The sequence below is a fragment of the Sporosarcina sp. FSL K6-2383 genome, assembly GCF_038618305.1.
In the GTDB taxonomy this organism is placed as follows: Bacteria; Bacillota; Bacilli; order Bacillales_A; family Planococcaceae; genus Sporosarcina.
The window spans coordinates 1,244,621-1,258,922 of sequence record NZ_CP152017.1 but is presented as its reverse complement, the minus strand read 5'-3'; the positions used below and the strand labels follow the sequence as shown (position 1 = coordinate 1,258,922).

The 14,302-nt window shown below is 41.0% G+C and carries 15 protein-coding genes; 1 reads left to right on the top strand and 14 read right to left on the bottom strand.

Going from position 1 to position 14,302, the window contains the following annotated elements; translation table 11 throughout:
- The first annotated feature begins 188 nt into the window (after positions 1-188).
- Positions 189-2,180: a methyl-accepting chemotaxis protein gene (locus MKZ10_RS06310; RefSeq protein WP_342508896.1), complete on the top strand. Its 1,992-nt coding sequence runs from the start codon at positions 189-191 to the stop codon at positions 2,178-2,180.
- A gap of 173 nt (positions 2,181-2,353) precedes the next feature.
- On the opposite strand, the gene MKZ10_RS06305 is transcribed toward MKZ10_RS06310, so the two are convergent.
- The 14 genes from MKZ10_RS06305 to MKZ10_RS06240 form a co-directional block, all read right to left on the bottom strand.
- Entirely contained in the window at positions 2,354-2,869 is a 516-nt protein-coding gene (locus MKZ10_RS06305; RefSeq protein ID WP_342508895.1) for a DUF3800 domain-containing protein, read from the bottom strand.
- Positions 2,870-2,975: 106 nt separating this feature from the next.
- The gene (locus MKZ10_RS06300; protein ID WP_342508893.1) at positions 2,976-3,257 is read right to left on the bottom strand and encodes a hypothetical protein; all 282 of its coding nucleotides are present in this window, start codon (positions 3,255-3,257) and stop codon (positions 2,976-2,978) included.
- Positions 3,254-4,291, bottom strand: coding sequence for a hypothetical protein (locus MKZ10_RS06295; protein ID WP_342508891.1), 1,038 nt, complete (start codon positions 4,289-4,291; stop codon positions 3,254-3,256). The genes MKZ10_RS06300 and MKZ10_RS06295 overlap by 4 nt, the downstream gene beginning before the upstream one ends.
- A 505-nt stretch (positions 4,292-4,796) precedes the next feature.
- Positions 4,797-4,985 (bottom strand): hypothetical protein, encoded by a 189-nt coding sequence (locus MKZ10_RS06290; RefSeq protein ID WP_342508889.1) that lies wholly within the window; start codon positions 4,983-4,985, stop codon positions 4,797-4,799.
- A 158-nt stretch (positions 4,986-5,143) separates the two neighbouring features.
- Positions 5,144-6,289, bottom strand: coding sequence for a UDP-4-amino-4,6-dideoxy-N-acetyl-beta-L-altrosamine transaminase (pseC, locus tag MKZ10_RS06285; protein WP_342508887.1), 1,146 nt, complete (start codon positions 6,287-6,289; stop codon positions 5,144-5,146).
- Positions 6,286-7,329: a pseudaminic acid synthase gene (gene pseI / locus MKZ10_RS06280; RefSeq protein WP_342508885.1), complete on the bottom strand. Its 1,044-nt coding sequence runs from the start codon at positions 7,327-7,329 to the stop codon at positions 6,286-6,288. The genes pseC and pseI overlap by 4 nt, the downstream gene beginning before the upstream one ends.
- Positions 7,330-7,331: 2 nt before the next feature.
- Positions 7,332-8,312, bottom strand: coding sequence for a UDP-2,4-diacetamido-2,4,6-trideoxy-beta-L-altropyranose hydrolase (pseG, locus tag MKZ10_RS06275; RefSeq protein WP_342508883.1), 981 nt, complete (start codon positions 8,310-8,312; stop codon positions 7,332-7,334).
- Position 8,313: 1 nt separating this feature from the next.
- Positions 8,314-9,030 carry a glycosyltransferase family protein gene (locus MKZ10_RS06270; RefSeq protein WP_342508881.1) on the bottom strand — a complete coding sequence of 239 codons (717 nt, stop codon included), beginning with the start codon at positions 9,028-9,030 and terminating at the stop codon, positions 8,314-8,316.
- On the bottom strand, positions 9,027-9,563 hold the full coding sequence (gene pseH, locus MKZ10_RS06265; protein WP_342510055.1) for a UDP-4-amino-4,6-dideoxy-N-acetyl-beta-L-altrosamine N-acetyltransferase: 537 nt from the start codon (positions 9,561-9,563) through the stop codon (positions 9,027-9,029). The genes MKZ10_RS06270 and pseH overlap by 4 nt, the downstream gene beginning before the upstream one ends.
- Complete coding sequence (locus MKZ10_RS06260) at positions 9,563-10,765, bottom strand: acyl-CoA reductase (RefSeq protein WP_342508878.1); 1,203 nt, start codon at positions 10,763-10,765, stop codon at positions 9,563-9,565. Before MKZ10_RS06260 ends, pseH begins: the two co-directional genes overlap by 1 nt.
- Positions 10,765-11,835, bottom strand: coding sequence for an acyl-protein synthetase (locus MKZ10_RS06255; protein ID WP_342508876.1), 1,071 nt, complete (start codon positions 11,833-11,835; stop codon positions 10,765-10,767). Before MKZ10_RS06255 ends, MKZ10_RS06260 begins: the two co-directional genes overlap by 1 nt.
- The gene (locus tag MKZ10_RS06250) at positions 11,832-13,187 is read right to left on the bottom strand and encodes an AMP-binding protein (RefSeq protein ID WP_342508874.1); all 1,356 of its coding nucleotides are present in this window, start codon (positions 13,185-13,187) and stop codon (positions 11,832-11,834) included. The genes MKZ10_RS06255 and MKZ10_RS06250 overlap by 4 nt, the downstream gene beginning before the upstream one ends.
- A gap of 46 nt (positions 13,188-13,233) precedes the next feature.
- A complete protein-coding gene (locus MKZ10_RS06245; RefSeq protein ID WP_342508872.1) occupies positions 13,234-13,980 on the bottom strand; it encodes a 3-oxoacyl-ACP reductase family protein in 747 nt (248 codons plus the stop codon).
- Between the two features lie 9 nt (positions 13,981-13,989).
- On the bottom strand, positions 13,990-14,229 hold the full coding sequence (locus MKZ10_RS06240; RefSeq protein ID WP_342508870.1) for an acyl carrier protein: 240 nt from the start codon (positions 14,227-14,229) through the stop codon (positions 13,990-13,992).
- Between the last annotated feature and the right edge of the window lie 73 nt (positions 14,230-14,302).

Here is a 14,302-nt window from a genome sequence, read left to right as displayed (position 1 = left end):
CAATTTCCCCTCTGAATTAAACATCTTTATTTGCAAACAGAAGTTTGTCCAGCAGGTTTCTACATAATTACAATTGGGTACTTTAAATAATAACTACTATTCTCACTTTTCGGTTTATCTAAACAAACGAATAGATAAACCGAAATTCATATAGTAAGACTATTTTAGAGAGAAAGCGAGGGCGCGATATGTTCAAATCTATTAAGACGAAAATTATTATGACAGTTATGGTATTATTTCTAATCGGTGTCTCCGTTATGACGGCTATTAGTAGCACACAAGTAAAAAGAAGTACGGATAAAAGCGTCATTGACTCAAGCAGTGCACTCGTCAACGAGATGAGTTACGCGATCGAGAACTTTCTCGGTCAATACGAGAAAGGTATTACCCAACTCTCTACCTCAGCAACGGTCATTGAGTTTGCTAATATGAATAACGATGCGGGAAATGACACGCTCCAAGCACTAAATACAACGCTTAAAAACTTCCTTACGCCTTACACAGATGCATCGGGAGTCTATTTTGCACTACCAACTAAACAAACCATTATTATGCCTTACGCAGATCTCGGAACAGATTTTGATCCAACGACACGCAGTTGGTATACGTCAGCTGCTGCTACCCCTGACATTGTTCAGTGGACTAGTCCTTATATAGACCAAGCAACTGGGCAATTTGTTGTCAGTGCTTCAAAAGCTGTACAAGAAAATGGTAAAGTCATTGGTGTTGTCGGTCTAGACGTTCAGCTCGCTGCATTAACCGATAAAATCAGTGCGAGTGAGATTGGCTATGACGGCTACCCCTCATTATTCGATGTAGATGGGATAGCTATTGTTCATCCGGAATTTGAGGGAGAAAACCTCATAGACTATCCATTCATTGCCCAAATGTATGAGGGGGCTGAGCGAGGTACTATTCATTATGAATTTGAAGATGTAGCTAAAACGCTTATTTACTCAACCATTCCAAGTGTCGGATGGAAGGTTACGGCTATTTATGATGAAGAAAAGGTTGACGCAATGGCAAATAATTTACGGATTTCCATGATTACCGTTGCCCTAATCACATTACTCGTCATCTTTGTTGCACTCTATTTCCTCATCAGCCGGACTATTAAACCACTTGGACAAGTCAATTCACTCATGGACTCTGTCTCTCAAGGTGATTTAACCGTTCGAACCGACATTCAAACAAAGGATGAAATAGGTGAACTAGGTCGTAATTTCAACACAATGATTGATAATATGAACGCGATTATTACCGTCGTCAATAACTCAGCTTCCAATGTTCGGGCAAGTTCGGAAAGCTTGAGTGCTGTCGCCGAAGAAACGAGTGCATCCGGCGAAGAAGTGGCACATGCAGTTAATGAAATTGCACATGGTGCATCAAAATCTGCCGAAGACGCAGAAATCGTTACTGAGCGTGCAGATTTACTCGGTCAGCAAATTAACGAAATCACTGCAAAAGCAGGCGTTATGTCCGATATTGCAACGAAAGCCGGAGATATGAATGCTAATGGTCAAGGCCAAATGCAACAGCTGAAGCAATCATTCGGTGATTGGGAGACTAATTTACAGTCCATGTCCCAAGTCATTGGTACCCTTGAAACGAAAGTAAAAGCAATTGGTGGGGTTATGGAAACAATTACCGAAATTTCCTCACAAACGAATTTACTAGCTTTAAACGCCAGTATTGAAGCTGCACGCGCAGGTGAACATGGTAAAGGATTCGCCGTTGTTGCTGATGAAGTTCGCAAGCTTGCGGAGCAATCTGCACGATCAACGGAAGAAGTTAAAGTGACTGTTCAAGAATTGCAGGCAGAGTCTCAGCTCGTCACTCAGCAAATGAACGACACACGCGAAAACTTCCAGTGCCAAGGAACTGTCGTCAACGACACTGAAATTACGTTCGGAGAAATTTCTACATTGATGGCTGACATGCAGGATTCCATCGATGCTGTCTATGAAGAAATCCAAAAAGTGGCAACTCACAAAGATGATGTCGCCGAAACCATTCAAACAATGGCGGCAACCTCAGAGGAAACAGCAGCTGCCTGTGAAGAAGTGAGCGCGTCAACAGACGAACAACTGCGTGCCATTCAGTCTGTGACTGATGCAGCAGAAACGTTGACAGAGTTGAGTGAGGAATTGAGTTTGGCGGTTAATCGGTTTAAGGTTTAAATGTAAGCATCAAATAGCTTACAGTGATGATCCTTTTCGGGAGTAGGGGGAGTTGTTGATTAGAAGAATCACGATGTAAAAGGTACCTATTCCGCCAATAAAAATAAGACCAGCACGAGGCAGCTCCTAGTCAGAGCCACCCTTATCATGAGTATATCCATTGGAAGTAGATATTATGTTAATTTAAAGAATCGAGCTGGCATTTTATAAATCGGGAACAGTTCCTGATCACCATTAGGTGAGAAGACAGTGCATGTTTGCAGTTGAACCTTAGCATATAAATCATGAATCCACTGTTGGAAATTATCGGGACTCTCATTACCAAATACAGTTTCATTGTAATGCCGAACAATTCCTGCACAAAAATCTGCCAATTGAATTCCATCTTCTACTTTTGAACTTACAAAAAAAGCAGACTCGACAATCGAGTTACAGTTATTTCCCTCAGAAGAACGAAATAAATAGTTCTTCATTTTATTAGATATTATTTGGTCATTACCTTCATCCTGTGAATCAAAACATAGGATTGCTTTAGTTGAATATGTACTTGCATATCCATTTATTCGTTGCAGCAAAAAACGATAATGATTGGGTAGGTTTTCTTTATCAACGGAAAGTACTTGTTCCGGTTTTTCCATAACAATCGCAAAAATTCTTAAATTTAATATTCCATTTAAAACCTTTTCCACACAAAAAATACTCTAAATAATGTGCTATGATTTGGGGTATTTTTGTGTGTACTATGGAAGTCGCTTTTACTCTCTTAATATTACAGATGAACTCCGTCCGTAATACTCATTTAATAGCCTGCTTATTTCGCAAAAGTTCAACATAAGATTCATAACTCATTGGACAATCAATTAGATCAAGCAATTCCTCCTTCGTTACCGCTAATTGTTTTGACATTTGCCCTAATAAGTGATCGTCATACTCTTTCAACCCATGACTCAATCGTGTTCGAATCGATGTCTTCTTCCCATCTACATAAAGAGTGTACATAAAGTGATGGGTCTCTTTTAACGAAAAGCCCTTCTTTTCCAATGAACTTCTAATCAGCTTTACTTTTCGAGTACTCATACAGACGGGACCACCTTTTCAATGTAACGGGGGATACATTTTTTTAGTTCAATCGCATCTTTAGTTAGATCACTATCATCTGATAGGACATATTCCTCCCAAAGAAAACTCAGTTCCAAATAGCAAGCTTCAATCACTTCTCGAAGAGTTAGTTCACTTATATATAATCCTAGTGGCACATGGGTAATTGTCCAATAGCCCTCAATATAATCCAACTCAACATTAAAAGAATCTACCATTTCATAAGTTTTTTGAACGTATTGGAAGTTTGAGATAAACCATTTTCCCGGATCAGCGACAATGACTTCATCAATTGTAGTCAATTCTTGAATATCATTTGTATTCGTTAATACAGCTTCTCCTTTTAAAAGTACTTCTTTTCCAATCATTTGAAATACTTCACTCTCAATATCCTGTGTAAAACAACGAATAACCCGAGAACCATTAAAAACTCCTATATAGGATTCACCATGTATTTTAATTTCAACTATTTTCCCTATTAATTCTCGTGCTTCTTCTAGCGGTTTGCCAAGAAGCCTTTCCACTACCTTGATTTCTTTAGTTGAAATACGATTTGTGAAAGTCGTTTGATTACCTTTTATAATGAGCCCATACTCATCTTGCTTCGGAAGCATCTCTTTTATTGATTTCAGAATACGTTGCAAAACTTGTGGATTGTCGATAAGTTTACGTATCTCTTTTGGTTTATCATCACCCAAGAGGTCGATAATAGAATGAAAAGTCCCAAATGCCTTCTGTTGTAGAGTCTTTGGCGTGGTAGTGGGTAAATCCAGGTTCATAACAAAACTACCTGTGGAAGTATCTACAAGTTCCAAAGTAAATTCTTCTTTCACTTTTTTGGGAACTGGCCCTCTCTCCCTCATTAGAGCACCTTCTGATAGTTGCTGCTCCCCCAATATGAAGATAGCTTGCTGTGCGCCCCTCAATACCTTTTCCAGTACAGACACCGGAATTCGTCCAGCATCGACACTATTCCCATCAACCTTTATAATCAGCTGATTTTCAATAGACATCTTCCATCCTCCAACCTGTATACTTTTCTTTAGTCTATTCACCATTTATGTTATTGCAATCATACCGTCAACTTGTGAAGGTTTCAAATTTCAATGGTATATCGGTAGTCCTGAATGATTACTTCGTGAGCGCTATCGGTTTGAACCCCTTTACGTTATGGTGTCCTTTACGCCTTATTTGGATTCTCTTAGGGTTGCGGGAAACTTGACCACATACCCAATGCTAGGAGAAGTGCTTTAACAACCAAGTGATTTAGAATAATTTTCACCTTTTTAACATGGCATGTAAGCATATACATTCCCCCTTTTAGGATTCGAGCATTGAAAATACCTTTTGATAGTATTGCAATGAGGAATTCACTCCCTATAGCAACCACCACTGGCCATTCTCCCGCATCCCTAAAAGAACCTTTACTATTCTTTGTTTTTAACCCCGGTAATTCGTCCACACTTCAAGAATGCGGACAAATCCGGGGCTATTACATCCATTGAAAATACTTGCACTTTATTTCCAATGCTTTTCCGTATAGCAATGCTCGCAACCATCGTACTCTTTTGGGTAAAGAACCGTATAATCCGTGTCAGTATTTAATCGATGACTTGGAGCAATCAGATGAATATTACACGCTGTTTCTACATGTGCTGATCTGTGCACTTCTTTATTTGGCCCTGTATTGACAATGTATATAGACACACTTTTCCACCACCTTTCAAGTTATACTTTTGAAGAACAACAGAAGAACTAATGTTCTTATTTATAGAATACTATATTACCTAAAAAGTATCAATCAATTCAATCAACCTTTTCTAATAATCTTAAAAATGTATAAACTATAATGTAAGCCTATTCAATTATCTAACTACTTCCCTTAGTGCACCAACAACATCCCCCACATCTCCATCCGTCATCCCCGGATAAATCGGTAAAGTCAATGCCTGTTCATACCATTGCTCAGCAACCGGACAAAGTCCTTTTTCATAGCCTAACTCTCTATAATAAGGTTGCCAATACACAGGTATATAATGAACATGGACACCAATATTCTGTTCACGCATTTCAGTAAAAATTTCCTTGCGAGACTTGTTAAATACTTGGCTATCCAATTGAATCATATACAAATGCCAACCTGATTTCGTTTCTTCCAATTGTTTTGGTAAAATAATACCTGGAATCGCTGCCAACTTCTCATTATACAAAGCCACAATTTCGCGACGTCGTTCAATAAACCCATCAATTTTATGCATCTGAGATACGCCTAATGCTGCCTGGATATCACACATGCGATAATTATTCCCTAAATCAGTCATTTCGTAATACCAATCCCCTTGCTCAATAGCATAAGGTGTCTTACTAATCCCATGACTACGGAACAATTTTAACTTTTCATAAAACACTTCCGAATTAGTAGTAATAATTCCGCCTTCACCTGTTGTTATCGGTTTGACTGGATGAAAACTAAACATCGTCATATCAGCCTGAGATCCGATTTTACGCCCTTTATAAGTGGCCCCAAGTGAATGTGCTCCATCTTCAATGACAATTAAATTATGACGACTAGCAATCTCCATAATGGCATCCAAATCAACCGGCTGCCCTGTAAAATCCACTGGCATGATAGCTTTCGTCTTAGACGTTATTTTCTTTTCAATTTCAAGCGGATCAATATTATACGTCTGCTCATCAATATCCGCAAAAACTGGGGTGCCACCGCAATACAGCACCGCATTCGATGTCGCTACAAACGTAATCGGTGTTGTAATCACTTCATCCCCGTCGCCAATCCCTGCCGCATAGCAAGCCCCGTGCAACGCTGTAGTTCCATTTGAAAAGGCGACGGCATACTTTGCCCCGACATAGTCTGCAACCTCTTGTTCAAACTCTTCCACTTTCGGTCCTTGTGTTAAAAAAGGCGACCGTAATGTTTCCACGACCGCCGCAATGTCTTCTTCGTCTATTGTTTGTCTACCATAGGATAAGAATGTATCTCTTTTTTTCATAGCAACTGCTCCCAACTCATTGGAGCTCCCTTAGCTACATCAACTTTTATTGTTTTACCAAGAACCAACTCTAAATACTTTGGTGCAAGTCCATGTCCGGGGCGAATAACACGTACATTGTCCTTCGTTAACACGTCTCCCGCTCTCAAATCTGCTCCTATATAAAGCGAACGTCGATGCTCCAATGATGGTTTTTCTGCATTTGTCGGACCGTAAGTCACAGTCCCTAAGCTATCCCAAGCTCGTTCTGTTTCTTCCACCAATAGTTTTAACTCATGTGGTTCCATTGAAAATGCCGCATCTACGCCGCCCTCTGCACGTGATATAGTAAAATGTTTCTCAATAACCGTTGCGCCTAGCGTCACTGCTGCAATCGATGTCCCAACACCCATTGTATGGTCAGATAACCCAACTTCTAGGTCAAACAATTCTCGCATATGTGGAATCGTTGCGATATTCGAGTTTTCAGGTGTTGCGGGATACGTACTTGTACATTTCAACAAAACAAGCTGGTCATTCCCTTGTGAACGAACGGCTTGTACAGCTTCATCTAGTTCAGCAATAGATGCCATTCCTGTCGAAATAATAATAGGTTTCCCTGTTGCAGCTACTTTTTTTATTAACGGAATATCCACATTTTCAAATGATGCAATTTTATAAGCAGGCACATCCAGCGTTTCCAAAAAATCAACTGCCGTTTCATCAAACGGTGAACTGAAACCGAGCATGCCATGCTCCTTACAACGATTAAAAATAGCTTCATGCCATTCCCAAGGTGTGTACGCATCTTTATACAAATTGTACAGCGACTGCCCTTTCCACAAATTCGCGTCACTTTCTATAAAAAATTCACCGATATGTATATCAAGCGTCATCGTATCTGGCGTATACGTTTGCAATTTCACTGCATCCGCGCCAGCCTCGGCCGCCAAGTCAACTATTTTTAAAGCACGCTCGAGTGAGTGATTATGATTGCCAGACATCTCTGCGATAATAAATGGCCTTTCACTTCGTCCAATTTCTCGAGTTCCAATTTTCATTCCTATATCAACTCCATTATTTTTTCAATCCAGAGATTGGGACCTTCTGGACTTCCCGTCAATTTCAACCCGTTTACACTCATCTCTTGCAACTCTTTCTGTCGATTTGACAGAGTCTTTAACAATTGTAGATAGGTTTTAACTGTCACCTCTTCATGCCAGCCGATGTTCCAAACAGCCCACAAAGAAGCAGCCGTTTCCGTTGCAACAATCTGATTCTCCGCAACGATCGTACTCGATGAAGGTAATCCGACATAACAACGTTCCCATGTCGCACTCCCGCCAGCTCCAATTGCGAAATCTGCTTGTGCCATTAATGACGCCATGTAATCGATTTGGCAATGAAAATGAAAATCTTCATGTAAACAAATCTTTTCAATTTCTATCCGGTTCGGATTGCCACCACCGACAACAACATCAATATGTGCAAACGTCACATTTACCTTTTGCAAAGCACGCAATACTTTCAACGTCTCATTCGTCGGATCCGTGCCTCCCATAAAAATAAGCAACCTCTCCACAGTTCCATCCCGTTCACGCATTTGTTGACGTTCACGCACAAACTCCTCACGCATGATTAAATACGTTGAACCTAACAACTTCACACAATGTCTTGACACTAGCGCATCATATCGAACTTCAAAATCAGGCACGGTATTTTGATCCAACAATAAATCACAATCATGCTGACGATCCGCCAAATCATCAATTACGACAATCTTATTCACAAACGGACGAATCGACTGCTCCCATTGCTCATCAATCCCGTAATGGTCAATGATACACAAATCTGCCGACTGAAAATCATGAACCACTTCAAAGTCTCTTAATTGAGCGAGCCCAATCAAATTCCCCGGCAACTCTTCCATCATAAATACCACTCTACAACCACGTGCACGCAATGCATCAGCAATCGTCAAACAACGCATGACATGTCCACTGCCAATTTCGATAGAAGCATCTGTCCTAATTAGCACCTTCATGTCAAATCACCGGCTTCTGTTCGATATGCGCATTCAACTTTGCTACTTCCGGATGCTCGACTAAGTATTGAATAACATCCGAACTTGATACAAGTGGATTATTAAAATGACTTGCAACCGCCTGACAAAGCGCATAATCTTCCACTGTATCAAGCGTAACTCGAAGTTCAGGATAAAGCCGATTCACTGGAACACTGTAGCTCACACGTTGAAACTGTTCATGGTACTCATACGCATAATACGTCACATGCTCACGATGCCTTTCCTCCTGCCCATTTTCATGAATAAAAAGCAGTGCCTCATAAGAAATAAGCTCCACCGCAAGCCCTCGCGGCATATCCCCTACTACATCGACGATATCGACACGCTCCATGATTGCAACAATGTCATTCGCCATTTCATAATCGACAAACGGGCAATCTGAGGTCACTCGCATCACATACTCAGGCTCATATTGTTTTGCACACTGCACATAGCGATCCAGCACATCATCTTCCGAACCGCGGAAACAAGCTACCCCATTTTCTGTACACCACTTTTCCACAGCATCATCCTGCGGTAAAAGTGATGTCGCTACGATAACTTCACCAACACCTTGAATCTTCCTGCAGCGAGATGTGACATATGTTAGTACATCAGCATCGCCCAATGGCTTCAATATTTTACCCGGCAGGCGGGATGACCCCATGCGTGCTTGAATGATGACGATTGTTTTCATAGAATCACTTCCGCCACATATTTTTTATATTTCTGTCCTACTTCTTCCCATCGTTCTTTCGTCATTTCAAATAAATAGACATCGTGCCACTGCCCATTTTTCAAAATATGATGTTCCATTTTCCCAACTACCTGTGCACCTTGCTTCAGATGTAGCTTCAGAACACCTTCATTACTATCCATCACTTCACCCATAAGTTTCTCAAGCCCTAATTCAATAAATGCATAATTGTACATATACGGTCCTAAAAAACCAGCCAACATCGCATATTTCATATTCCCAATATAAAAATTCCAAAATCCTCGTTTGTTTTTCCAATCGATTGCTGTAATGGAAATGAAGCCGATTAGCTCTTCACGATAAGAAATCACCCAGTAGTATCCATTTTTATCTTTCCGAATACCATCCAGCCATTTCCACTGATTACCCATACTGTACGGAATATCCGTATACATATAGCGCGTGACAACTCCACTTGTCCGCCAATCTAAAATCAACTGCAGATGTTCTTCCTTAATCTGCATCCATTTCATCACAAAATCACAACTTCCCTCGTAAACGATTTTAAGAAACTTTGTCCGTCCCAAACACCATCAAAATCCAATGCCTGTCCAACTGGCACAATGCGATCGATGCCACGTGTTGGGACCTGTTCTACAAATGCAACCAATTCCTCTTTTGAGAAACCAAAGTAACTAACTGTCTGGTCTTTATCCACAATCATCGTGCTTACTTCCGCTAATTCAGTTGCCTTACATTCAAAAAACAAACCACCGCCACAATGTCGTTCACGAACATTGGCCGGTACACGTTCAAATGACACTCTGGAAAATGTCGTCCCATGCTTGAATTCCTTCGTTTCCACTTCCGCGGCTAACGCTAAACCCGTTGCAAATTTCTGTACTTGGATTGCAGACATGAGTTCTGCTTCTTTCTCACGAATAACTTGATCAAACAAAGACCAAAATTCTATTTGTACAGCCTCAATGACTTCATTAGAACCCGTCCAAACAATTAATCTTGGTGATGAACAAGCCATTTGATCAAACCAAAACGAATCATTATAAAATCGTTGCAGTAGTTGCTCTTTCTCTTCGGATTTCGCGTGTAGCACCGCTTCAGCATTCAACACGGCTAACGAAAACCGATCAGGAAATACAAGTTCATTTGCAATCGGTGCGAGTGGGATACGTCGAATGGTCTTTACCGTGTCATCCCCTCCCCATACAACACGTGTGTGGCTCTCACTGCTTAAAAAAGCCGTCATTTGCTCATCATGGTCATATGTCAACACAATTGTTCGTTCAGCAATCATCGTATGTTCTGCTTCTTGTAACACATCGATGATCACGGAAAGCAACGCATTCGTCTGCAATTGTTCCTTTCCCGATACACGGATAATATTCCGATTCCCCGCTAGCAACGACAACATCCAAGAATAAATGAAAATCGTATCAACATTCGATGGTGCCAAATGAAACACAGTTCCGCGTGATTTTACAAACCGATTTTTCGTTTCCTCGAGCCAAGCTTCTTTCATTTCGTGAATATGTGCTTTTCGTAGCCAATACCCAAGTGCCACAACTTCGGGATAGGCTCGCATCCGGATCAATCGCATCGAAAGTGCTTGAACAAATGACAATACTTGAGGATGAAAGGGCATTAGCGTCTCTTTTTTTTGCAAATCAACAACAACATCGCGCCACTCCAGTAATTTCGGCCAAAATAAACGCATTAGCCATTCTCTCCCTTCCGGTCAAATGTAAACGTATCGCTACACCCGCGTAATTCTGCTTTGGGAATCCGTCCTGCCACAGTAAAATATTTTCCTTTCCAACCACAAGAACAATCATCTTCCCCTAAAATTGTTCCTAAATCCTCAGTCAACAAACAATGCCCAGGATAACTTTTTGGTAACACACTTATCACCTGAATCAATCCTTGTTCTCCATTCGGAAGTGGTTCAAACGTAATCGCATCACGAATCACTACATCGGCATAATTGGGCGTATGCAAATGTCCCTGCTCACACTCCACAAAAATCGAGCCGACCTGCTCCACCATTCCATAATAATTATGGACATGCTGAATTCCAAAACGTTCTTTTAACTCTCTTTTAAATATATCGGCATCCACTGCTTCATCTTGAAGCTTCTTCCAACCACCGCCATGAATTAAAATACTCTCTCCCATATCAAGATGAATATTTTGCTTCTTAGCTTCTTGATAAAAATATTTCCATACCATGAAAGTAAAGCCGAACAGCAAAATCCTAGACCCGCGATGCTCGTCCAAATAACGACGTAATCCATCCCAATCGACCGTCATATCCTCATTCAGCGCATAAAAATGTTTTCGTCCAAAATTAGAAAAACCCAAAATCCCGGCTCCACGCGCGCTGAAAGATGTTCGATCTTTCAATACCGATTTTGTATCTAAAATGATCATCGGCAGCCGTTTTTCACCCAATACTGGCTTCATCACTTCTACAAGGGCACGTGTTTGACTCGCTGCAGTTTCTTTATCCAAATAAATCTTCGACACCTGCTGTCCAGTCGTACCACTTGAAGTCAGTACTTTCACAACTGCTTCACGCGGAATGGATAAAAGATCCATCATTTTAAACAATTGAACCGGGATAAATGGCAACTCATTCAACGCTTGTGCCTGAACAAATCCCCCACTCTTTTCAATCATTGCTTGATACTCCAAACTATGTTCAAGATGACGACTTGTCAATTCATTCAGTTGTTGGACAAGAAATTTTTCTTTTTCCTGTTTCGCTAAATCATATGGATACATCATACTAAATCATCCTTTATCGCCCGATAATTTGTTTTTCCATTGGTCATCCGTGGAATCGCTGCAACAACAATACGAAAGGCAGATTTATGCAGCCGATAGTCAGATTCCAAATATGCTTTCACAACCGCTACCGACTCTTCTGATTCCACCACAATCACCATTCGGTCATCACTTCCTGCACATGCGACAGCAGCCTGAAGTTCCTGTTCTAGCTTTTTCTCCACTTCATCTAAATTGACACGTAACCCAAATAATTTAACAAACCTCTTCAATCGACCTATGATGGTATAAAATCCATCGTCATCAACCGTTGCTAAATCCCCTGTATGCAAAACACCTTGCATGTCATCGCCTTTTGCTAAATCCTTTCCTGATTCCGCGTAGCCCATCATGACGTTCGGTCCTTCGTAAATCAGTTCGCTTGTATCACAATCAAGACTAAATGAGCCACCAGGGACAGCAATTCCAATCGAACCGGTCTTTTCCGACAGGCGATTGGGAGGTATATACGACATGCGCGGCGACGCTTCCGTCTGCCCATACATAATATAAAACTGTTTTCCATTTTCCTCTGCATACGTGCCGAATAGCCTCACTAATCGCTCATCCAGCCGACCACCTGCCTGCGTAAACATTTGTAAATGTGGCAAATCCATTTTCAAAAAACCAATTCGTTGCAACATTTGATAGGTGAAAGGTACACCTACAAACGAAGTTGCCCGTTGTTCGTTTAAGAACGACCAAAATGACTTTGCCATGACACTTTCATCCGTCAATAAAATCGTTGCACCGGCTGCCAAATGACTATTAATAATAGATAGACCATACGAATATGATAACGGTAAATTCGCTACACCTCGTTGTTGTTCATCGAGGTGCAAATAAGTGACAATCGATTCTGCATTCGACTGGAGATTCGCATACGATAATCGAACAAACTTCTGACTGCCTGTCGTTCCAGATGTGCTCAGTAAAACTGCCAGGTTAGGGTGAATAGTGACGTCTACCACACTACATCTGTTCCAAATAGACGACTCTACTTGCTCATAGCCTGCTAGCATTCGTGACCCAACGATCCACTTCGGTTGATATCGTTGAATGATTCCCACAAGCAAATCATCAGCCAAATCCGAGCTCACCAACATGATCGCATGTCCCGTACGAAGTGCTGCTAAATAAGCGACTAATACTTCATACGTATGTTCACAAAGAAGCACTACAAGCTCTTTTTGTTTTGTCTTCCATCCCTTGGATAACTCTTCTATATCACTATTCAATTCTTCATATGTGTACGTTCGTCCTGGTGTCACAACAGCTGGTCGATTGCCTAAATCCCACTTCTCATAAAACATGATTCCCACACCTTTCGTATCTCTTACTATAACAAAAAAGACATGGTTAAATCACCATGCCTCCATCGACGCCAATCACTTGCCCCGTTACATAAGAAGAGCGACCGGACAGCAAGAAAAGAACCACATCTGCCACCTCATCTACTCGACCAAAGCGATTCATCTTAATCGCTTCGAGTAACTGCTTCTTTTTCTCACCTTCGTAATGGGCTGTCAAATCCGTCTCGATAAACCCTGGAGCAACGGCATTCACACGAATACCTGCACTCGCCCACTCCTTAGCAGCAGACAGAGTCGCACCAATGATTGCAGCCTTACTTGCGGAATAGGCCACACTTCCTTCACTTCCATGAATGCCTATGATTGAGCTAAAATTCACAATTGATCCAACACGCTCTTTCATCATTAACCGGGACGCCAATTGCATATGTTGAAGCACCCCCATGACATTGACATCCATCATCTGTTGAACGTCAGTTGTCTTTGTCATCATGAGCAATCCTTCTGTCATAATACCTGCATTATTCACAAGCCCATCTAAACGCCCAAAAGTCTTTTTGATTTGAAGAAAAGCTTGTTTTGTCGCCTCATCATCACGCACATCATAAATGACTCGAAAAGGCTCTAGGCCACCCTGAGCTAGAATCTGTTCTGATGTTTCAACAAGATTTTCCTCAGAACGTCCATGAATGACAACTTGCGCACCTGCTTTAGCTAAACAACTAGCAGTAGCCTGTCCAATTCCGCGCGATGCTCCCGTTACCAATACAACCTGCCCATCCAATCGCATCATAAATTCTCCTTAGTCAAATGAAATTTCATACTTTGCTAAAATCTCTTTTGCCTTTGCAAATGAGCTCATATCCAGCACATCATCTGTATCTAGCATAATATCAAATTGATCATCAATCTCTGTTACAAGCGCCATATGCGCGATTGAATCCCATTCAGCGATTGAATTGTATGCTAATTCATCCACTACAAGAGATTCGTCGATTTCTAATGCTTCTGCGAATATAAATTTTAACTTGTCAGTGTTCATTTTCCCGTCCCCTAACTATTTTATTAACATCAATTAATCAAAATTTCTTTCAAATCATTGTATCTGAACAAGA